Origin of the sequence: Methylobacterium segetis, assembly GCF_004348265.1 — a bacterium.
Lineage (GTDB): Bacteria > Pseudomonadota > Alphaproteobacteria > Rhizobiales > Beijerinckiaceae > Methylobacterium > Methylobacterium segetis.
The window spans coordinates 1-16140 of sequence record NZ_SMNT01000056.1 but is presented as its reverse complement, the minus strand read 5'-3'; the positions used below and the strand labels follow the sequence as shown (position 1 = coordinate 16140).

The window sequence follows — 16140 nt, the reverse complement described above, 5'->3', positions numbered from 1 at the left end:
AGCGCTACACACACATCCGATGTCCAGCGCGCATAGATTCAGACCCGACTCCATGAGTCAAGCGCGCGCCAGCTGATCGGGCTCGAACTGCACAGGGGTCGCACGTCCGAAGATGTGGACATCGGCCCGGATGTGCCCGGACTGCAGGAGTTCGGTCACCTGCGCGTAGAAGCTGGCGAACGGGCCCGAGGTCACCCGCATCATCTCGCCGATCCGATAGAGCGCCGCAGCCCGCATGCGTTCGGACTTCACATCGCCGGTGAAGGCGTCGGCGATGGCCTGAACGAGCAGCGGCGGCAACGCGAGCGGCTTGTCGGCCCCGAGGACGGCGGACACGTGCTTGCAGCGGCGGAGCGTCTGCATGTTGCGGTTGTGCGCCTCGTCCGTGCCCGCGGCGAGGCCGACGAATAGGTAGCCCGGGAAGAAGTGGAGTTCGGCTTCGACCTTGCGGCCGCGCCGGGCCACGGTCGCGCCATAGACCGGCATCCAGACATCGATCCCGGCTTCGCGCAGAGCCTTGTCGGCTCGTCGATCGGCATCGGCCTCGTCGTAGGGCGTGCCGACGCCCCAGGTGGCCGCGACGTACCAGCGGCGCTCCTGGTCTATCACCCTCCGCGGTGGGAAGCGCATGTGCGTCCGCTTGCCTCGGTTCCTACTCAACCTGCCCTCCTCACGCAGCCTGGTGCATCCAAGCCAGTCCACGCCTGACCATCACGCGGCCTCGCCGATCAACAGGCGGGACGGGATGCGGCAGCCAGGCGCGCCGGGCGGCGGGCCGAACACCGCCTCGTCCCAGTTCCTGGGGTTGTCGCGGTGCCGGATGATCCACGACCGGATCGCGGATTCGGGCCACAGCCCATGGCTGCCGAGGTCAACCGACGGCTGGCCGCTGGCGGCGGCTGGCGTCGGCGGCAGACCCTCGGCAACCCGGCCGGCCCGCTGGACGCGAATCCGCTCGGCGATGGCATCGGCGAGCAGCGTCCATGTCCGGATCGGCACGCGGCGGCTCGCCGCGAGGTCGAGGATCGCCGGGATGATCTCGCGCTCCAGGTCGAGCCCGTCGTGCTCCAGCAGCACCATCGGCCCGACCGCGAAGTCGTTCACCCAGCCAGGCGGCAGCGCCGAGCGGCAGCGCTTCTCGACCCGATCGTAGTTTTCGCGGCTGTTCCAAGCCGGCCGGTCGGCGGCGGCAGCGCTCGCTCGGGGTACAGGTTCACAGGCGGCTGCCGGTATATCTTCTAGAGTCTTGTCCTGTCCTGTCCTGTCTATGGGTGAACGTAACGACTCTCGTAACGTCAACGTGGCGGCGTCGTTACGTTGCTCGTGACGTACCTCGTTACGATCCTCGTCACGTTCTACGTTACGTGCCTCGTGACGTGTCTCGTTACGTGAGGTCGTTTTGTTGATTTCATTGGTCTTTTTGCCCTTCGGGGGCGGGGTCGGATCATTGTCTTCCTTCGCGAGGCGCGCTTTTGTCGCCGCTGCCGTGCGCTCGCGGCGCAAATCCTTGTGCCTTGCAGCACGAAGCACGTCCTCGCACAGCACACGATGATAGAGCCGATTGTCGGAGCACAGAACGAAGCCCCGCAGGGCCATCGCCCGGACCCTTTTCCAGCGTGGGCCCGCGCCTGAGAAGGCGGCCAGAAGGCGCTCGTCGTTGGGCAGCGAGCCGGCCGGCGATTGCTGCCAGGCGCGGCCCCAGAGAGCGAGTGCGGCCTTCATCTCGTCGCCCGTGGACAGCGCCCAGAGCTCGGAGGCGAAAAGCCGCTCGACGTTGAGCATAAAGCCCGGCAGGCCGGTGATGTCGGTGTCGGCCGGGATCAGCGGCGCGGGCAGATCGGTCTGGGCGCTCACATCGGCATCCTAGCAACTTGAGCCATCGAAGAGGCGGCCACGTCGCACCAGAGGTTCAGCGTGCTGCAGGGGCCGGCCCGGTTCTTTCCGAGGATGAGTTCGAGGGCGTGCTGCTGCTCGAACAGCTGGTTCGCGAGGCGCTCTTTGGCCTCGGGGTCGCTTGCGCCTTCGAGCTTGTTCTTGAGGTAGTAGGCCTCGCGGTACAGGAAGAGCACCGTGTCGGCGTCCTGCTCCAATTCGCCGGAATCGCGCAGGTCGCCCAGCACTGGGCGCTTGTTCTCGCGCTCCCGTGCCTCGGTCTGGCGGGAGAGCTGCGTGAGTAGGACCACGCAGACGTCTTCGGCCTTGGCCAGTTGCTTGAGCGAGCCGGTGATCTCGCCGATTTCTAGGACGCGCTGACCCTTATAGCGGTCCGAGACCTTCACGAACTTCAGGTAGTCGATGAAGATCGTGCCGAGACTCACGCCGAGCGCCGCGAGTCGCTTCTTCTCCGCCTTCACGGCGTAGAGGATCTGGGAGACCGACACGCTGGGCCGGCAATCGACCGTGAGGTGGAGGCGGCCGAACCGCTTCGACGCATCCTCCAGGCGCCACATGTCCTCATCGTCGACCTTGCCGGCCATGATCTGGCCGAAGGTCAGCGGGCGGTTGTGCACGTAGGCGAGATCGGCGTGGTAGCGGGCGAACTGCTGGTCTCGGGTCACCTCCAGCTGGAAGGCGAGGACGCCGTGATCTCGAGCCGCGTTGCGGCTGAGCGAGGTGAAGGCGACCGTCTTACCCATGCCGGGCCGGCCGGCGATCAGGTAGAGCTGGCCGCGCTGGAAGCCGCCGTTCGTGGCCCGGTCGAGGTCCGCGATGCCGGTCGGGATCGCCGAGCTCTTGAGCGCCCCGCTGCGGATCTGCTCGACGCGATCGATCAGCCAGGACGAACCCTGCGCGGCCGTGAAGCTCGTCTTCTCCTCGTCCGGCAGGTCGGCTCGAGCTAGCAGTAGGTCGGCGACCGCGTCGTCGATGACCGTGGCGCCCGAGGCCTCCAGCGGGTCGTGTCGGGCGCGCTGGATCAGGTCCTCGGCGATCACGACAAGCTTCCGCCGGACGAAGAGGTCGCGCACGATGATCGCGTAGCCCTTCGCGTTGGTGGTCGCGGCCGAGCCGTAGACGTGGGCGAGGTATTGCATCGCCGGCTGGCCCGAGATCTCGGGCCGCGCGAGGTAGGCCTTCACCGAGATCGGGTTGGCCTCCACGCCCTGGGCGATCAGGTTGGCGATGCTGGCATAGATCTCCTTGTGCTCGCCGAAGAAGAAGTGGTCCGCCTCGACGATCGGAGCGACCTCGGCCATGGCCGCGTTGCGCCACATCAGGGCGCCGAGTAGCGCCTGCTCGACCTCCATGCTGTGCGGCGGCGGCTCGGATTCCGGCTGCTGCTGGCGGAAGGGCACGACGGCGTTGCTCACGACAGCAGCTCCTGGCGCTGGGCTTCCGGGATGCCGGCGAGCCGCATGAAGGTGTCGAAGGCGCGCACGGCCACGGCCATGTCGCCGATCCGGCCGGTGGCCCGGGCGCGCTCAAAGGCGCGGAGCCACTCGATCCAAGCGGCGTTCGCTTGCGCGTCGCGCTCGGCTTGGAGGTCGATGACGTTGGGGGCGGCCATCCCGCTACTCCGCGGCCTGGAGGAGCGGGGCCGGCGCGATTTGCTCGAAGCGGCGGGCGTCATCGGACCGCGTCAGAGCCTTGCGGCGGCCCGGCGGGATCAGGAATGGCGCCATCGGCGCGCGGCCACGCACCCAGACGAACCATGCGTAGGCCGTGGCCGTGGAGGCCTTCGGGTCCCAGCGCCCCTTCACCATAGGCACGCGCTCCACGAACGGCGCGTAGAGCGTCGGCGGCCGATCGCGGAAGATCGTGTTGTAGCGGTCCTCGCCCTCCAGCCATTGCGTCCGGAGGAGCAGGGCCACCACGGGCGCAAGCTCCATCGCCCGGAGGGTGAACCTCGCCGCCGGCCGGAAGGGCGGGTTCGTGATGATGAACTCGGGCCGCACTCCGTCGGCGGGGCTACCGATCACCGTCCTCTCGTCGAGGAAGTCCTCGACGCGGTAGCCGCTACCGTAGTCGAAGACGTCGCCGCCCCAGCCGCCCCCGCCAAAATACTCGAGCAGGACCTCGATCATGTGGCCCTCGCCACACGCGGGATCCCAGCAAGCCGAGAACTGCAGATCGTCGCTGAAGCCGAGGTGCGAGAATACGTGCTCCATCAGCGCGCGCGTCGCCCAGGGCGGCGTCGGGAAGAACTCCAGGCTGTCCGGCGGCTCGCGCCGGCTGGCCATCACAGCGGTGTGACCGGCGGGCTTCATGCCGCCCTCCGCTGCCCGAGGCCGAGCATCTGCGCCGGCACGATGAGGTAGCCGCGGTCGAGGCGCGCCGGCAGCTCGGTCCCGTCCTCGTGGAAGCCCCGGCCCGCGACGATGATGCGTTCGGCTTTGCCGCCGATCTCGACCGTGACGAGGTGCGAGAGCGCGCCCGCGCGCTCGGCCGCGTCGAGGGCACCCGCGCGGGTGCCGCGGAAGACGAGCCGGTCGCCGTGGAGCAGGGCCCAGATCATGCGGCCTTCCGGCGGCTGGAGGCGGCGATCGCGTCCGACATGGCGATGACGTGCGTGCGGGTCTCATCCGGCAGCGCGTCGAGCTCGCGCAGCGCGGCAGGCACGGCGGAGGCGAGGTGCATCGCGCGCCACACCGCGAGGCACGCCTCAGCGGCCTCCAGCGGCAGGACGGCGCGGATGTTGTTGAGGTCCTCGACCTGGCGCACGCGCGGCCGGTCAGGCTGGAAGGCGGGAAGGTCAGCGAAGCGCGAGGTCATCGGAAACCCCGCAAGGCGAGCATGATCTCGCGCTCGTGCTCGGACACCGTCTTGAAGATGAGGTCGGTCGTGCGCTCGCAGAGAAAGCTCGCCACGCGCGGATCGCCCTCGGCCTGCGTAGCGATCGCGAGGCTAACCGCGGCGGTCAGCGCCGAGATCAGGTCGCTCATCCGTCCGGTGTCGCCGGCCGCGTCGGCCATCTCACCGCTCGCGAGTTCTGCGAGATGCTCGAGTGCCGTTGTCATGCCGCCCTCCCGGTGGTGAGGGCGCCAAGCCTGAAGCGCTCGGCGAAGCGCGGCGCCTTCTCGTGCACCGCGCAGGCCCAGAGGCCGAGCGCGTCAGCCGCGTTGTCGTCCTTCGGATCCCAGCCCTGGCGGCGGGCCGCCGCGATCATGTCGTCTTTCTCGGCTCGACCGCTGCCGGCGAAGAACTTCTTGACGCTCTGCAGGTGGTGCTCGACGCAGCGCACCTCGCGCAGGCGGCAGACAAACTCGGTGTGCCAGGCGAGGCCCATCAGCTTGCGGGCCGTGGCGGGCGTGGTCTTGCCCGGCAGCACCGGTGCCTCGAACACGACCAGCACTGGGCTCTCCAGCGTGATCATGTCGAGGAGCCAGGTGTTGTAGGCTTCGGCGAAGCGACCGATGTCCTCGCCCGTCGACGGCAGGACCTTTGTCCCGTAGAGCGGCTCGCCGTCGGGCGCACCGCAGGCGAAGCCGACCTTCGTCGCAAGGTCGAGGGCGAGGATCTTCGGCAGCGCCATGGCTCAGTGCACCCCGGCCGGCTGCTTCTGCTTGATGCCGCCCTTGAGCGCCGCGCTGTTCTCGGCGGCGCGATCGGCGGTGGCCGCGGCGTCAGCCTGCTGGGCGCGACGCGCCTGCTCGTCGCCTTCATCGGCCTCGTCGAAGAGGTCCTTTTGGGGGTTGAGGTCGAGCTTCTCGCGATAGTCGTCGAGCGCGCGCAGGAAGTCGGCCCGGGCGGCGTCCTCCATCCGCTTCAGCGAGAGCACGAGCTTGAACGCCTTGCGGTGCACGCCGTGCGTGTCCTCGGCATCCTTGATGGCCGCACCGAGCGTGCCCCGAGCCTCATCCATGTCGGCTCGCATCTCGTCGCACTTCGAGATCAAGCTCTTCAGCACCTCGGAATGTATCCCGGCTCGCTTCTCCGACTTCAGCTTCTCGGCCATCGTGGTCTCTCCAGTTGCGCGGGCGCGGCCCGCGTGGCGGTGTCAGCCCCAGGGGCTCGTGACTTCAGGCAGGTCGGCGGAGCGCGGCACGCAGGGGCGGGCGTCGTCGGTGACCTGGGCGAGGAGCGCGGCGCGATGCGCGCGGGCGAGCGTCTCGGCAAAGGTCTTCAGCTCGGCGAGCGGCAAAGCGGCCTCGACCTCGCGCTCCGACGCGAGGAACAAGCGGGCCTCGCCTGTGCCGGGCTCGACCTTCAGGATGGCGATCGCCCGGTCGCGCGCATCGCGCACTACGAAGCCGGAATCGGTGAGCTCGACGCGGTCGCTCACGGCCGGCGCTCCCTGATGTCGTTGCGGGGGTCGTGGTCGCGCGACCAGAGGCGGGGCAGCCACTCGCGGGGCGCCCACAGGCTCTCCGGCATGTCCGGGTCGATCGCGTTGGCGAGGCCGTTGACCGCGCGGATGATCCAGAGCGGCGGCTCCAGCAGCGCGCGCAGGCCGGCGGCGAGTGCCGACCGGAGCAGCAGCCAGAGACCATGGACTCGCCTCACCGAGCACCTCCGTCGAGCTGGGATTGCAGGGCGGCGATCTGCGCCTCCAGGCGCTCGCGCCGCTGCTCCTTCGCGGCCCGATCGAGCCACGCGGGCGGGCTGTCCATGACGGCGCACACGAGATCCGGGCCGTAGGCGCTCAGCAGGCGCAGGAAGGCCCATGACGTCGGGGCCGAACCGCGGTCGAGCCATTTCGACACCGTATTGGCCGAGATGCCGGTATCCGCCGCGACGTTGTCGGCGGTCTTCACCGGGTACATCGCTCTGAGGAACTCGTTCGTTCGTTCTTGGACAACTGTACGTTCCGACTCACCCAACTGGGTAGCGCGAGCGTGCGACTGTGCAGAAGCTGCGTGCGACTTTCCCATCTTCTTCCCCGATGCTGTGTGCATCGGGGTGAGCCGATCGGAGAGGCCATCAGGGATGAAGGAGGCAGCAGACATCTCAGCGACCCCCGCGAACGGAAGACGAGAGGACGAAGGCGCGATCGACGGCCGCCAAGCACAGGCGATCGCGCGAGAGACCGCGGCCAGCCCCGGCAAGGGCGAGCTGCGGGTGAAGGGAAGACCGGGCTGGGAGGCGCGCCTGCCGCGCGCCGCCGCCGCCCACCGACGTCGCCAGCGCCGCCAGAAGGCGGCCGCGCAGGACGTTGAGAACATCGAAGAGCCGGGCGTGCGCGCGATCGTGCGGCGCCTGATCAGGCAAGCCGCAGCTCGGGAGACGACGCGTCATGCACAGCCGAATTCCGGGCAGTAACCGGCGCGGGATCGTGCCCGCGATACAGTGCTCGCGAGATCCTGAGGCCGAGACGCCCGAGATGATCGCGAACGACAACATGTCAGGCCACCCGCACGAACGGGTTGAGCCACGCCCAGCGCGACGCGCGCCGGACTGGTTCGGCCACTGGAGCGGACGCCGCGTGCTGCGACTCGCCAACGACAATGCCCGCGGGCAGGGGCGCCGCGACGAGCACGACGTCGCCACCGGCCGCGAGATGGGCCCGGACCTCGGCGAGGAGGACAGCGTCTGGCGTGCGCGCATCAACCGCCGTGCGCGTCAGCTCATCGGCCGCCTGAAGCAGATGTATCGAGGTCGCTGCCAGATCGGCGGCGAGCGCGGAGGCTCCGTCGCCTCTGGCCCGCTCGACCTCACGCGCCTTGAGCGCGAAGGCGGCCGAGGCGTAGCGGCAGCGAAGGGCGAGAAGCAGGAGATGGCGCGCGTCCGTCATGGTGTCGCCCTGGCGTGAGGGCGCCGCCACCGGGGCATCGCCCCGACACTGGTGAGCGGCCGGGATACGCGGTGAAGGGGTGCCGGCTTTCTCGGCCCGTGCCGGCAACGGGGTCCGCGCAGGGTCTTTCACGCCGCCTGGATCAGCCCAGTCGGCACCCTGGTCGAGAGCGTAGGAGCGCGGCGTCATCGGCCGGCTCTGAGATGAAGCACAGGAAGCTCGCCGCGCTCGGCCATGCGCCATACGGCGATCCCGACGAGCGCCACGAGGCACAGCGCCAGAGCAACCGGCAGAAGGGGCAGGACCGAGCGCATGTCAGCGCGTCCCAGCAGCGAGGCAGGCGACGCGATCGCGATCTCGGATCTCGACGCGGCCGCGGGTCGAACGGATCAGGCCATCGCCTTCGAGAACATGCAGCGCGACCGTTACGCTGGCGCGCCGGAAGCCGAGCATCTGCGCGATGTGGTCGTGCGTGGCGGGCAGGATCGCCGAGTCCAGCAGACCGGATGCTTCGACGAGCCAAGCCGCGAGGCGACGCTCGAGCGAGCGGACCATCGACGCACCGTGAGCCCAGAGGCTGCCTTCGAGCTGCTGCCGCAGATGGCGGTGCAGGACCTCGGCGACGGCGGGGCATTCGAGGAGCAGCCGGCGAATCTCATCGAGCGGCAGGCAGTAGGCCGGCCCGCCGACGCGCACGATGGCCGCGTAGCTCGCCACTTCGTCGGTCAGCGCCAGATCGACCCCGACGAGGTCGCGGCGGCCGAGCATTGCGACCTCGACGCGACGCGTGGCGTCGCCGGCCATCAGGGAGACGTAGCCCGCCTCCGGGAAGACGACGTGCTCGGGCCGGGACCCGGGCACGATCAGGAGCGCACTGGTCTCGAGCGTGCAGACCTCCAGTCCCGACAGCACTCCTCCGGGCGCGGCCCAGATCAGCTCGGCGAGCAGCGTGTTCGCGACGTCGGCCGCGGCGGGATGAGAGGCGAGCATCAGGCGACTTCCTCAATGGCGCGCGCGGCGAGCCGCGCGTTCGCAGCCTGCTCGGCAAGGAGGCGCGAGAGATGATCGGCTTCGTCGGGGGAGAGGGTGCAGATGACGTTGCCGAAGTCCGAGGCAAGCCGGAGGCTGACGCCCTCGCGGTGCCCTCCGACTGTTGCGATGCGGCGGCCGTTGCGCTCGATACCGAGGGCGGTGAGGTGCGGGGCGTTCATGCCGCCGCTCCGGTCGAGATCAACGCTGATGGCGGAATCGAACGCCAGAGGCGCGGATCCGCGCGCAGATCCTTCTCGGCCAAACCTACTGAGATCGGCTGGTACGATGCCGCCGAGAAGAATCCGCGCTCCCGCCAGTTCGAAACCGCCTGCATCGACCGGCTCGTGAGCCTGGCCACAGCTGCTGTGCCGCCGAGCGCGTCGATGACAGCGGAGGTGGTCGTGAGGGCGTCCATGCCCCTCTAATATACACAGATTGGGTATATGGCAATATGCACACGAACTTCATGGATAGCGGATACACAGCATGTGAATATGCTCGCATGCCGCAAGTCTCCTTACCCGCTGATCGGAAAGCAGAAATTGCCAGTCGAGTGCGCATCCTGAGGTCCGCGTTCTTCGCGTCTCAGGTTGATGCGGCAGGTCGGTGCGAGGTGTCGACCAACACCTGGAACCACTACGAGAAGGGTAGGAGCCCGCCGAGCGATGCGGTGATGCTCAAGCTGAAGAAGCTCTTCGGCATCACGCGTGACTGGATCATGGACGGCAGTCTTTACGGTCTGCCGTCCGATGTGCAGTCAAAGCTGGCGAGCACGCCAGATCCAGGCACCAGAACTAACCGCCCCCGCGCCGTCGAGAAAAGCTCGGCCTGAGCACGTCGCCCTTTTCTGCTCTCGGTTTCTCGTACTCGCACAGGAAATACTCATAGCCGGCGCGCATCAGATCGAGCACGCGCTCAGCGTCGCGCGCGTTGCGGGGGAGCTGCAGCGCCAACTCCATGGCCAGCGCTCGTAGATCGCGTTCGCTGAGACCATCATCCGTTGACTCGTCCTGCGGCATGTCCACTCCAGGGCGCAAATGAGAACATTGAGGGAACAAACGCGCAAGCGCAGAAACGGGTCCTGTGGACGACCCACGCCTCAAAAATACACAGATTGTGAATGTTGTGATTGCATATACCCAAACTGTGTATATCATTCACCCCATCGCCACCCGCGATGGAGGCCCCGGTGCCCGACTTCCTTCTCAACCTACCCCCGACCCAAGCGATGGCCGTCTGCGGCCTCGCGCCGGTCGCGATCTTCGCCGCCATCGGCCTCGTCGTTGAGGGCGCGCGCTGCGTCGCCCTCGCCCTCGGCTACAAGCCCGAGGAGCGCTGAGCGATGGCCGGCGAGACCATCCAGGCGCGCCAGCGCGCGCTGATCCAGAACCTTCGGACCGCGTCCGACATCGTCGCCGCCGCCGAGCGCGACATCGACCGGCTCATCGAGCGCATGGCCCAGGGCGACCTCGCCGGAACCGGCCGCCGGCCTATCGACGAGCTCGCGCTGAAGCAGGCGGTCGCGGCGCTCGGCCACGCCCGGGTGCAGCGGGCGAAGCTGCGCGAGGTCCTCCTCGACGCTGCGGTCGGCCTCGACGCTGACAACGAGGACGATCTCTCGTCCGCGCTGCGCGACCTATTCGACCGCCTGACCGCACCCACCGGCTACGACGAGGCCCGCGAGCACAGCCCGGGCTTCGCGCAGCTGCTCGGCGGGAGGGCGTGATGCGCCCCTCGCACCAGACCCATCTCGCCCCCGAGACCTCCGAGCGCGCCCTGCGCCGGATCCAGGCCGACGTCGCGATGACGAAGGCCCGCGGCTTCTTCGAGCTGCTCGACCGGGCCCGCCGCGGCGGCCGCGGTGTCAGCGGCGAGGCGATCCCTCGCTACCTCGCCGGCGCGCGTGACGCGCTGGCCCACGCCGAGAACTGCCTGAAGGCGGAGGCCACCCGATGACGGCGCGTCGCGCCGTGGAGGCGCCCCTTCGCACCGTCGTCGCCCTGCGCGGCGCCCCGGCCCTGAAGCTCTCCGCGTGGCGTGGCGCGAGCGGCCGCCGCTACGTCGTCGGAATCCACCCAGCGGAAGTCGGCAGCGTCGAGGATTGCGGACCCGCCGTGGTCCTGGCGGTCCGGCGCGCCGATAGCGGCCTCGCCACGCTGCTCCAGGTCGAGATCGCCGAGGATCCCGGCGTGCGAAACGCTGCGACCTGGCTGCACAACGTCCGCGCCCAAGGCTGCAACGAGATCCACATCCACCGCCTCTGCGACGGGCCGGCCGAGATGGCGGCGGTCACGCGGGACCTCTCGGATCAGGGCGACGCCCGCCCGGCCGCTCACCTCGCGCTCGTCGGAGGCCGCCATGGCGCCTGACCGCTTGGCCCCGCGCGTCGACGAGCAGCGCGCCACCATCGGCGCACGCATCCGGCATGAGCGCCGCCGCAAGGGCATCACCCTACAGGATGTCTCGGCCTGCACCGGCCTGGGCGTGGCGCACCTCTCGCGCATCGAGCGCGGCCAGCGCCCGACCTCGGCCGAGCAGCGGAGCCGCATCGCCGCGGCGATCGGTATGCCGCTCGGCCTGCTCACGGCGCCGGAGCTCGAGCCCGTGACGGCTGAGGAGCGCGCCTTCCTGAAGTCCCTCCGCCGTGTGCCGGCGGACCGCCGCATCAGCCTGCACCGCGTGATCGTGGCGCTGATCCCGACCGAGGCCGGCGCGTGATGTTCCCCGCCTTCTCCGAGGCCCTCGTCGCCGAGACGAGGGCGATCTTCCTCACCCGAACGGAGGCCGCCATGAGGCCAGCCGAAGCGCAGCGCGTCCTCACCTCCTACTTCGCCCGGCTCGGCGTGCGGCTGCCGGTGCGCGCCTCCGGCCGCAGCCTCTACGACGCCGACGGCCACAGCATCTTCGTCGGCGTGCCGAAGGATGGCGCCGCAATCGACGCCGAGCGGGCCCAGGCATTCGCGCGGATCATCAACTCCATGGGCGGGTACGAGCCGGCTGAGCTCCCCGTTGCGGCGGAGTGAGCGCCATGAAGATCGAGCGCACGAAGAACAAGCTGCAGATCGGCAACCTCATCATGACCGCCAGCCGGTGGCCCTGGCAGGGCTACGGCTGGCGATCCACTGGCGGCCCGACCGCCCCGCTGAACAGGTCCGGCGCCCGCTTCGGCGGGGGCTGGCGATACAAGCTCGGCATTCAGGTCGGCAGCACGACGGTTCTCCTCGACCTCCTGTTCGGCATCGTGACCTTCCAATGCGAGAGCGCCGCGGACCGCGCTGCGGCCGCGCGCTGGGAAGCAGAGCGCGCTGAGCGGCAGAGGAAATTCAAGAAGGAGCAGGCCCAGCACGAGGCCGAGATCGCTGCCATCCGGGCCGGGCGCCCGGTGCGCCCGTTCGCCAACGACATCCCGTTCTGAGGCGCGCCATGAAGATCATCGAGCACACCGAGGGGCCCGTCCCGGGCCCGGGCATCTACCGGATGCCGGCCGCGGTCTATCATGCCGATCCCTGCCCGGAGCCATCGCTCTCATCGAGCATCGCCCGGACCATCATCGAGCACACCGAGCGGCACGCCTATGCCGCACACCCGCGGCTCGGCGCGCAGGCCGAGGACCTGAAGAAGCGCAAGCTCGACGTCGGGACCGTCGCGCACGAGCTGCTGACCGGACAGGGCCGCGGCATCCACGTCATCACCGCCGTCGACAAGGGCGGCGAGCCGGTCACCACCTACCAGGGCAAAGCGGCCCAGGCCGAACGGGACGACGCGATCGCGCGCGGCGAGACGCCGGTGCTGCCCTGCGACCTCAAGCGCGCCGAGAAGATGGTCGCCGCCGTCCGGAAGCGGCTCCAGGCCACCCGCGGTGCCGAGCGCGCCTTCGTGCATGGCGAGGGCGAGCTGGCACTGATCTGGCGCGACCGCACAGGGATCTGGGGCCGGGCCCTACTCGACTGGTTCGATCCCGAAACGGCGACGATCGACGACCTGAAGACGACGGCAGCAGGCCTCAGCGACCGCACCATCGCGACACGCATCGCCGAGGGGCTCGACCTCCAGGAGGCATGGTACCGGCGCGGTCTCGCCCACCTGATGCCCGAGCTTTTCGGCCGGATCCGCTTCCGGTTCGTCTTCGTCGAGGCCGACGCACCGCACGAGGTCCGCGTCGTGCCGCTGACCGGCTCGCAGCAGTACCTCGGCGAGCGCCGCATTACGGCCGCCGCCGTCGCGTTCCGCGAGTGCCTGAAGAGCGGGGTCTGGCCCGGCTACCCGGAAGAGGTGGCGCCTGTCGAGCCGGCCGGCTGGGCCGAGGCGCGCTGGGAGGCCCGCGAGGTCTCCGACCCGCTCTTCCGCCGCTACGGCGCGCAGATCTCGCTCGCGCTCTCCCCCTACGCCCCGACAGAGGACGCCGCCTGATGGCCCAGACACGCACGTTCGAGGACAAGGATGCGGTCCGGCAGCAGGTGCCGCTGCTGATCGGCCTGTTCGGGCCCTCAGGCTCGGGGAAGACCTTCTCGGCGCTCAGGCTCGGCCAGGGCATCCAGCAAGTGGCCGGCGGCGACATCTTCGTCATCGACACGGAGTCGAAGCGCGCGCTGCACTACGCCGACCGCTTCAAGTTCCGGCATGTCGAATTCGGCGCGCCCTTCGGCTCGCTCGATTACCTCGCAGCCCTCCAGTTCTGCGTCGACCGCGGCGCCCGCACGATCATCGTCGACTCAATGAGCCACGAGCACGAGGGCGTGGGCGGCTACCTGATGACCCAGGAGGCCGAGCTCGACCGGATCGCGGGGCAGGACAAGGCGCGGCGTGACAAGGCCACCTACTCGGCCTGGGTCGTGCCGGCGAAGCAGCGGCGTCAGTTCATCAACGGTGTCCTGCAGCTCAACGCGAACTTCATCTTCTGCTTCCGGGCGAAGGACAAGCTGAAGATCCAGGGCGGGCGTCCGACCGAGCTCGGCTACATGCCGATCGCCGGCGAGGAATTCCTCTTCGAGATGACCGTGAACGCCCTACTGCTGCCGGGCGCGAATGGCGTGCCGACCTGGCAGACCGACATGCCGGGCGAGCGGAAGATGCTGAAGCTGCCGGAGCAGTTCCGGGACCTCCTGCTGAAGAATCGACGGCCGCTTGACGAGGAGATCGGCCGCAACCTCGCGCAGTGGGCCCGGGGCGGCACGATCGACGAGCAGCGGCAGCCCGATCCGCAGGGCAAGCCTGAGGAGAAGGCGCAGGGCGAGCAGCGGCCGGCCGACCGCAAGTCGAAGCTGGAGGAGTTGCACGACGTCGCGAGGCAGAAGGCGCGCGCCGGCAGCGACACCTTCGGTCTCTGGCGCCAGCGTCTCACCGAGCAGCAAAGCGCCGCGCTCGAGCCGATCGACGGCGAGTTGCGCGACCTGATGAACGACGCTGATGCGCGCGAGGACGACGGCTTCCCGGGCTTCAGCGGGACGGAGGCCGCGTGAGCCGCCCCCTCATCATCGACAGCTTCGCGGGCGGCGGCGCATCCGAAGGCTTCCGTGCTGAGAGCGATCGGTCCTTATCCGGGCTTCTTGGTCCCATCCTTCTCGGGAGTCTCTTTCTCGGGCTGCCGAACGCGGACAGATCCCGTCGAGTCAGGGTCGATCGGCCGAACGCGCTCAGGCACGGTCTCATGCGGAGCGGGCATGTTCGGAGCCTGCTCGCGGCTATCCTGAGGCGAGACCGGAGCCTGCGCGAGCGCGGGTGCGCTCAGCGTTCCGCTGATCAGGACGGCAGCACAGGTGCGCTTCATCATAGCCGTGTCCTCCATGTCTCAAATGGAAGGACGGCTAGCAGGGCTTGGTTCCTGATGGCGCGGCCACGGCTCCGCTTCGATGGAGCGCATTTTGCGCGGCTGCATACTCTGCAACGGAGCCGCCGCATGACCCCCGTCAAGCACAGCATCGGGGACTCAGTGTGCAGGTGCCGCAGTCCTCTGCGCCTCAGCAAGAGCTGCTTGAATGATGAAGCTCAGGCATTCGTCCAGCGAGCGCAGGCTCCTGTCGGAAATCCGGGCATCTGGCCAAGCCTCTCGGATCAGACAGAGATCTTCCCTGATGCCAGCCATCAACTCGGGCGCAAATTGCGCGACAGATCCCGGAGCGCGCTTCTCGCAGGCGATGATCAAGGAGATGACCGCCTCGGACAGAACAACAAATCCGACGTCGCTCACAACCTCAGCGTCAACCAAGCTACTATAGGTCATGGCGGCGCCTTCGTGCGGGCGTTTAACGTAATCGTTCGTAGAACCTGCACTGATTTGTGTCGATATGGCTCACTACTTACGTCCGCTGTCGAACAAATATCACTAATACCTGCACAGAGGCTTGGATTAGTTCGCGTCGGCAATCGTGGGGCCATTCCCCGCCCGGCAGGGGAGGCGCGGTCTTGATGCGCGCTCAGCTCACGAACGCGACGCCGATCTTTCTCCCATCGCGCCAAGTCTGCATGGCGTTGCGATTGAGACTTAGGCTGGTCACCACAATGCGGAAGCGCTGTGGCAGACAGGTGCTGGGCTCGACTTCGATCAATGCGCCAAAGTCTGAGACATTCCAGATGAGGCACTCAAGGGAGTACGGTTTTTCCAGGAATGAAAGCCACCCACGCTTGAGAGCATTGTGGCGCGGTACTTCCCGGCGATCCACAAACATTGCGAAACCCCAGATGTTTCCAGCCATCGAGCCAGTCTATCACAGTTTAATTACGTCCAAAATTATGCAGAGCGCTGGGTGCGCGCTGTCCGCGAGGGGAAGGGCCGCCTGATGCCTCCGCTCCACCCCAGAGCGCCCGTGCTCTTCCTCGACATCGACGGCGTGCTGAACTCGCGCGACTGCTGGGAACGCCTGCGGGGCTCCCGGCACAAGATCGACCGGGAGAAGGTCGCGCTGCTGAACGAGGTCGTGGCCGCGACCGGCTGCCGGATCGTGGTCTCATCGACGTGGCGCGAGATGAAGCGCTGCCGGGGTATCCTGCGCGACTACGGCTTCAAGGGCCGGTTCTGCCGCGACTGGCGCACGCCGCCCACGAACTACAGCGCTGCCGACCCGGTCGCCGTCATGCGCGGGTCGGAGATCGAGGACTGGCTCAGCCGCAACGGCCGGCCGCCCTTCGCGATCGTGGATGACGACAGCGACATGCTGCCGGAGCAGCTGCCGCGGTTCGTCCAGACCTCCTTCGAACACGGGCTGACCCGCGAGCATGCTGACCGGCTGATCGCGCTTCTTGGCCCGCTCCACCCCAACGCTGCCCGGGCCGACGCGCTCGCTAACGGTCACGCTGGACGCACCGAGAACACCGCTAACGGATGTGAATTTTTCGGCAAACGGGCCGCGAACATCCGAGGTCGGAACAGGAACTGTCGCAGGGCCGAGGCGCCCGCAGGCAATCATCGTCCAGACAACAGGTCGTCGAGTTCGCGCCGCACG

At 68.4% G+C, this 16140-nt stretch carries 32 protein-coding genes; 13 read left to right on the top strand and 19 right to left on the bottom strand.

Annotated features, from left to right (window positions below; all coding sequences use genetic code 11):
• Positions 1 to 57 precede the first annotated feature (57 nt).
• The 13 genes from nusG to E1J50_RS15335 are packed head-to-tail and all read right to left on the bottom strand — an operon-like array spanning position 58 to position 6692.
• The gene (gene nusG / locus E1J50_RS15395; RefSeq protein ID WP_132254719.1) at positions 58 to 702 is read right to left on the bottom strand and encodes a transcription termination/antitermination protein NusG; all 645 of its coding nucleotides are present in this window, start codon (positions 700 to 702) and stop codon (positions 58 to 60) included.
• A gap of 9 nt (positions 703 to 711) precedes the next feature.
• Positions 712 to 1854 carry a DUF1376 domain-containing protein gene (locus E1J50_RS15390; protein ID WP_132254718.1) on the bottom strand — a complete coding sequence of 381 codons (1143 nt, stop codon included), beginning with the start codon at positions 1852 to 1854 and terminating at the stop codon, positions 712 to 714.
• Positions 1851 to 3308, bottom strand: a complete 1458-nt coding sequence (locus E1J50_RS15385; protein WP_245516594.1) for a replicative DNA helicase — start codon at positions 3306 to 3308, stop codon at positions 1851 to 1853. The genes E1J50_RS15390 and E1J50_RS15385 overlap by 4 nt, the downstream gene beginning before the upstream one ends.
• A complete protein-coding gene (locus tag E1J50_RS15380) occupies positions 3305 to 3505 on the bottom strand; it encodes a hypothetical protein (RefSeq protein WP_132254717.1) in 201 nt (66 codons plus the stop codon). The genes E1J50_RS15385 and E1J50_RS15380 overlap by 4 nt, the downstream gene beginning before the upstream one ends.
• Before the next feature lie 4 nt (positions 3506 to 3509).
• A complete protein-coding gene (locus tag E1J50_RS15375; protein WP_132254716.1) occupies positions 3510 to 4205 on the bottom strand; it encodes a hypothetical protein in 696 nt (231 codons plus the stop codon).
• Positions 4202 to 4453, bottom strand: a complete 252-nt coding sequence (locus tag E1J50_RS15370) for a hypothetical protein (RefSeq protein ID WP_132254715.1) — start codon at positions 4451 to 4453, stop codon at positions 4202 to 4204. The genes E1J50_RS15375 and E1J50_RS15370 overlap by 4 nt, the downstream gene beginning before the upstream one ends.
• A complete protein-coding gene (locus E1J50_RS15365; RefSeq protein WP_132254714.1) occupies positions 4450 to 4710 on the bottom strand; it encodes a hypothetical protein in 261 nt (86 codons plus the stop codon). The genes E1J50_RS15370 and E1J50_RS15365 overlap by 4 nt, the downstream gene beginning before the upstream one ends.
• On the bottom strand, positions 4707 to 4955 hold the full coding sequence (locus E1J50_RS15360) for a hypothetical protein (RefSeq protein WP_132254713.1): 249 nt from the start codon (positions 4953 to 4955) through the stop codon (positions 4707 to 4709). The genes E1J50_RS15365 and E1J50_RS15360 overlap by 4 nt, the downstream gene beginning before the upstream one ends.
• Complete coding sequence (locus tag E1J50_RS15355) at positions 4952 to 5470, bottom strand: RuvC family protein (RefSeq protein ID WP_207919219.1); 519 nt, start codon at positions 5468 to 5470, stop codon at positions 4952 to 4954. The genes E1J50_RS15360 and E1J50_RS15355 overlap by 4 nt, the downstream gene beginning before the upstream one ends.
• Positions 5471 to 5473: 3 nt before the next feature.
• On the bottom strand, positions 5474 to 5893 hold the full coding sequence (locus E1J50_RS15350) for a hypothetical protein (protein WP_132254712.1): 420 nt from the start codon (positions 5891 to 5893) through the stop codon (positions 5474 to 5476).
• Between the two features lie 42 nt (positions 5894 to 5935).
• Complete coding sequence (locus tag E1J50_RS15345; protein WP_132254711.1) at positions 5936 to 6220, bottom strand: hypothetical protein; 285 nt, start codon at positions 6218 to 6220, stop codon at positions 5936 to 5938.
• Complete coding sequence (locus E1J50_RS15340) at positions 6217 to 6441, bottom strand: hypothetical protein (protein WP_132254710.1); 225 nt, start codon at positions 6439 to 6441, stop codon at positions 6217 to 6219. The genes E1J50_RS15345 and E1J50_RS15340 overlap by 4 nt, the downstream gene beginning before the upstream one ends.
• The gene (locus E1J50_RS15335) at positions 6438 to 6692 is read right to left on the bottom strand and encodes a hypothetical protein (protein ID WP_132254709.1); all 255 of its coding nucleotides are present in this window, start codon (positions 6690 to 6692) and stop codon (positions 6438 to 6440) included. Before E1J50_RS15335 ends, E1J50_RS15340 begins: the two co-directional genes overlap by 4 nt.
• 172 nt (positions 6693 to 6864) lie before the next feature.
• On the opposite strand from E1J50_RS15335, the gene E1J50_RS15330 reads away from it, so the two are divergent.
• The gene (locus tag E1J50_RS15330; RefSeq protein ID WP_132254708.1) at positions 6865 to 7197 is read left to right on the top strand and encodes a hypothetical protein; all 333 of its coding nucleotides are present in this window, start codon (positions 6865 to 6867) and stop codon (positions 7195 to 7197) included.
• Between the two features lie 61 nt (positions 7198 to 7258).
• Positions 7259 to 7687, top strand: a complete 429-nt coding sequence (locus E1J50_RS15325; RefSeq protein ID WP_132254707.1) for a hypothetical protein — start codon at positions 7259 to 7261, stop codon at positions 7685 to 7687.
• A 297-nt stretch (positions 7688 to 7984) separates the two neighbouring features.
• Here E1J50_RS15325 and E1J50_RS15320 read toward each other — a convergent pair whose 3' ends face one another.
• Genes E1J50_RS15320 through E1J50_RS15310 form a run of 3 tightly spaced genes read right to left on the bottom strand, consistent with a single transcriptional unit; the run spans position 7985 to position 9116 of the window.
• On the bottom strand, positions 7985 to 8659 hold the full coding sequence (locus E1J50_RS15320; RefSeq protein ID WP_132254706.1) for a Crp/Fnr family transcriptional regulator: 675 nt from the start codon (positions 8657 to 8659) through the stop codon (positions 7985 to 7987).
• On the bottom strand, positions 8659 to 8880 hold the full coding sequence (locus E1J50_RS15315; protein WP_132254705.1) for a hypothetical protein: 222 nt from the start codon (positions 8878 to 8880) through the stop codon (positions 8659 to 8661). The genes E1J50_RS15320 and E1J50_RS15315 overlap by 1 nt, the downstream gene beginning before the upstream one ends.
• Entirely contained in the window at positions 8877 to 9116 is a 240-nt protein-coding gene (locus tag E1J50_RS15310; RefSeq protein WP_132254704.1) for a hypothetical protein, read from the bottom strand. Before E1J50_RS15310 ends, E1J50_RS15315 begins: the two co-directional genes overlap by 4 nt.
• Before the next feature lie 87 nt (positions 9117 to 9203).
• On the opposite strand from E1J50_RS15310, the gene E1J50_RS15305 reads away from it, so the two are divergent.
• Complete coding sequence (locus E1J50_RS15305; RefSeq protein ID WP_165937876.1) at positions 9204 to 9533, top strand: helix-turn-helix transcriptional regulator; 330 nt, start codon at positions 9204 to 9206, stop codon at positions 9531 to 9533.
• Here the strand turns inward: E1J50_RS15305 and E1J50_RS15300 are convergent.
• Positions 9496 to 9720: a hypothetical protein gene (locus E1J50_RS15300; RefSeq protein WP_132254702.1), complete on the bottom strand. Its 225-nt coding sequence runs from the start codon at positions 9718 to 9720 to the stop codon at positions 9496 to 9498. The genes E1J50_RS15305 and E1J50_RS15300 overlap by 38 nt on opposite strands.
• Before the next feature lie 170 nt (positions 9721 to 9890).
• On the opposite strand from E1J50_RS15300, the gene E1J50_RS27350 reads away from it, so the two are divergent.
• From E1J50_RS27350 to E1J50_RS15260, 9 genes are read left to right on the top strand one after another with little or no spacing between them, the layout of a single operon-like run.
• Positions 9891 to 10040, top strand: a complete 150-nt coding sequence (locus E1J50_RS27350; protein ID WP_165937875.1) for a hypothetical protein — start codon at positions 9891 to 9893, stop codon at positions 10038 to 10040.
• 3 nt (positions 10041 to 10043) lie between these two features.
• Positions 10044 to 10427: a hypothetical protein gene (locus tag E1J50_RS15295; protein ID WP_132254701.1), complete on the top strand. Its 384-nt coding sequence runs from the start codon at positions 10044 to 10046 to the stop codon at positions 10425 to 10427.
• Positions 10427 to 10657, top strand: coding sequence for a hypothetical protein (locus tag E1J50_RS15290; RefSeq protein ID WP_132254700.1), 231 nt, complete (start codon positions 10427 to 10429; stop codon positions 10655 to 10657). The genes E1J50_RS15295 and E1J50_RS15290 overlap by 1 nt, the downstream gene beginning before the upstream one ends.
• Positions 10654 to 11070: a hypothetical protein gene (locus E1J50_RS15285; RefSeq protein WP_207919218.1), complete on the top strand. Its 417-nt coding sequence runs from the start codon at positions 10654 to 10656 to the stop codon at positions 11068 to 11070. Before E1J50_RS15290 ends, E1J50_RS15285 begins: the two co-directional genes overlap by 4 nt.
• The gene (locus E1J50_RS15280; protein WP_132254699.1) at positions 11060 to 11419 is read left to right on the top strand and encodes a helix-turn-helix domain-containing protein; all 360 of its coding nucleotides are present in this window, start codon (positions 11060 to 11062) and stop codon (positions 11417 to 11419) included. Before E1J50_RS15285 ends, E1J50_RS15280 begins: the two co-directional genes overlap by 11 nt.
• The gene (locus E1J50_RS15275) at positions 11416 to 11724 is read left to right on the top strand and encodes a hypothetical protein (RefSeq protein WP_132254698.1); all 309 of its coding nucleotides are present in this window, start codon (positions 11416 to 11418) and stop codon (positions 11722 to 11724) included. Before E1J50_RS15280 ends, E1J50_RS15275 begins: the two co-directional genes overlap by 4 nt.
• 5 nt (positions 11725 to 11729) lie before the next feature.
• Positions 11730 to 12116: a hypothetical protein gene (locus E1J50_RS15270; protein ID WP_132254697.1), complete on the top strand. Its 387-nt coding sequence runs from the start codon at positions 11730 to 11732 to the stop codon at positions 12114 to 12116.
• 8 nt (positions 12117 to 12124) lie between these two features.
• A complete protein-coding gene (locus tag E1J50_RS15265; protein WP_132254696.1) occupies positions 12125 to 13111 on the top strand; it encodes a PD-(D/E)XK nuclease-like domain-containing protein in 987 nt (328 codons plus the stop codon).
• Positions 13111 to 14160, top strand: coding sequence for an AAA family ATPase (locus tag E1J50_RS15260; protein WP_132254695.1), 1050 nt, complete (start codon positions 13111 to 13113; stop codon positions 14158 to 14160). Before E1J50_RS15265 ends, E1J50_RS15260 begins: the two co-directional genes overlap by 1 nt.
• 467 nt (positions 14161 to 14627) lie before the next feature.
• On the opposite strand, the gene E1J50_RS15250 is transcribed toward E1J50_RS15260, so the two are convergent.
• Positions 14628 to 14921 (bottom strand): hypothetical protein, encoded by a 294-nt coding sequence (locus E1J50_RS15250; protein WP_132254693.1) that lies wholly within the window; start codon positions 14919 to 14921, stop codon positions 14628 to 14630.
• A 193-nt stretch (positions 14922 to 15114) separates the two neighbouring features.
• On the bottom strand, positions 15115 to 15393 hold the full coding sequence (locus E1J50_RS15245) for a pilus assembly protein PilZ (protein ID WP_132254692.1): 279 nt from the start codon (positions 15391 to 15393) through the stop codon (positions 15115 to 15117).
• A 111-nt stretch (positions 15394 to 15504) separates the two neighbouring features.
• On the opposite strand from E1J50_RS15245, the gene E1J50_RS15240 reads away from it, so the two are divergent.
• The coding region (locus tag E1J50_RS15240; protein WP_132254691.1) for an HAD domain-containing protein at positions 15505 to 16140 on the top strand (636 nt) is incomplete at its 3' end.

Bases quoted from the DNA above. Each gene is read 5' to 3' on its own strand.
- E1J50_RS15280 (WP_132254699.1), top strand. From the start codon at position 11,060: ATGGCGCCTGACCGCTTGGCCCCGCGCGTCGACGAGCAGCGCGCCACC.
- E1J50_RS15320 (WP_132254706.1), bottom strand. From the start codon at position 8,659: ATGCTCGCCTCTCATCCCGCCGCGGCCGACGTCGCGAACACGCTGCTC.
- E1J50_RS15295 (WP_132254701.1), top strand. From the start codon at position 10,044: ATGGCCGGCGAGACCATCCAGGCGCGCCAGCGCGCGCTGATCCAGAAC.
- E1J50_RS15375 (WP_132254716.1), bottom strand. From the start codon at position 4,205: ATGAAGCCCGCCGGTCACACCGCTGTGATGGCCAGCCGGCGCGAGCCG.
- E1J50_RS15265 (WP_132254696.1), top strand. From the start codon at position 12,125: ATGAAGATCATCGAGCACACCGAGGGGCCCGTCCCGGGCCCGGGCATC.
- E1J50_RS15355 (WP_207919219.1), bottom strand. From the start codon at position 5,470: ATGGCGCTGCCGAAGATCCTCGCCCTCGACCTTGCGACGAAGGTCGGC.
- E1J50_RS15350 (WP_132254712.1), bottom strand. From the start codon at position 5,893: ATGGCCGAGAAGCTGAAGTCGGAGAAGCGAGCCGGGATACATTCCGAG.
- E1J50_RS15270 (WP_132254697.1), top strand. From the start codon at position 11,730: ATGAAGATCGAGCGCACGAAGAACAAGCTGCAGATCGGCAACCTCATC.
- E1J50_RS15245 (WP_132254692.1), bottom strand. From the start codon at position 15,393: ATGGCTGGAAACATCTGGGGTTTCGCAATGTTTGTGGATCGCCGGGAA.
- E1J50_RS15260 (WP_132254695.1), top strand. From the start codon at position 13,111: ATGGCCCAGACACGCACGTTCGAGGACAAGGATGCGGTCCGGCAGCAG.
- E1J50_RS15250 (WP_132254693.1), bottom strand. From the start codon at position 14,921: ATGACCTATAGTAGCTTGGTTGACGCTGAGGTTGTGAGCGACGTCGGA.
- E1J50_RS15380 (WP_132254717.1), bottom strand. From the start codon at position 3,505: ATGGCCGCCCCCAACGTCATCGACCTCCAAGCCGAGCGCGACGCGCAA.
- E1J50_RS15365 (WP_132254714.1), bottom strand. From the start codon at position 4,710: ATGACCTCGCGCTTCGCTGACCTTCCCGCCTTCCAGCCTGACCGGCCG.
- E1J50_RS15310 (WP_132254704.1), bottom strand. From the start codon at position 9,116: ATGGACGCCCTCACGACCACCTCCGCTGTCATCGACGCGCTCGGCGGC.
- E1J50_RS15315 (WP_132254705.1), bottom strand. From the start codon at position 8,880: ATGAACGCCCCGCACCTCACCGCCCTCGGTATCGAGCGCAACGGCCGC.
- E1J50_RS15290 (WP_132254700.1), top strand. From the start codon at position 10,427: ATGCGCCCCTCGCACCAGACCCATCTCGCCCCCGAGACCTCCGAGCGC.
- E1J50_RS15300 (WP_132254702.1), bottom strand. From the start codon at position 9,720: ATGCCGCAGGACGAGTCAACGGATGATGGTCTCAGCGAACGCGATCTA.
- E1J50_RS15330 (WP_132254708.1), top strand. From the start codon at position 6,865: ATGAAGGAGGCAGCAGACATCTCAGCGACCCCCGCGAACGGAAGACGA.
- E1J50_RS15285 (WP_207919218.1), top strand. From the start codon at position 10,654: ATGACGGCGCGTCGCGCCGTGGAGGCGCCCCTTCGCACCGTCGTCGCC.
- E1J50_RS15360 (WP_132254713.1), bottom strand. From the start codon at position 4,955: ATGACAACGGCACTCGAGCATCTCGCAGAACTCGCGAGCGGTGAGATG.
- E1J50_RS15325 (WP_132254707.1), top strand. From the start codon at position 7,259: ATGATCGCGAACGACAACATGTCAGGCCACCCGCACGAACGGGTTGAG.
- E1J50_RS15370 (WP_132254715.1), bottom strand. From the start codon at position 4,453: ATGATCTGGGCCCTGCTCCACGGCGACCGGCTCGTCTTCCGCGGCACC.
- E1J50_RS15305 (WP_165937876.1), top strand. From the start codon at position 9,204: ATGCCGCAAGTCTCCTTACCCGCTGATCGGAAAGCAGAAATTGCCAGT.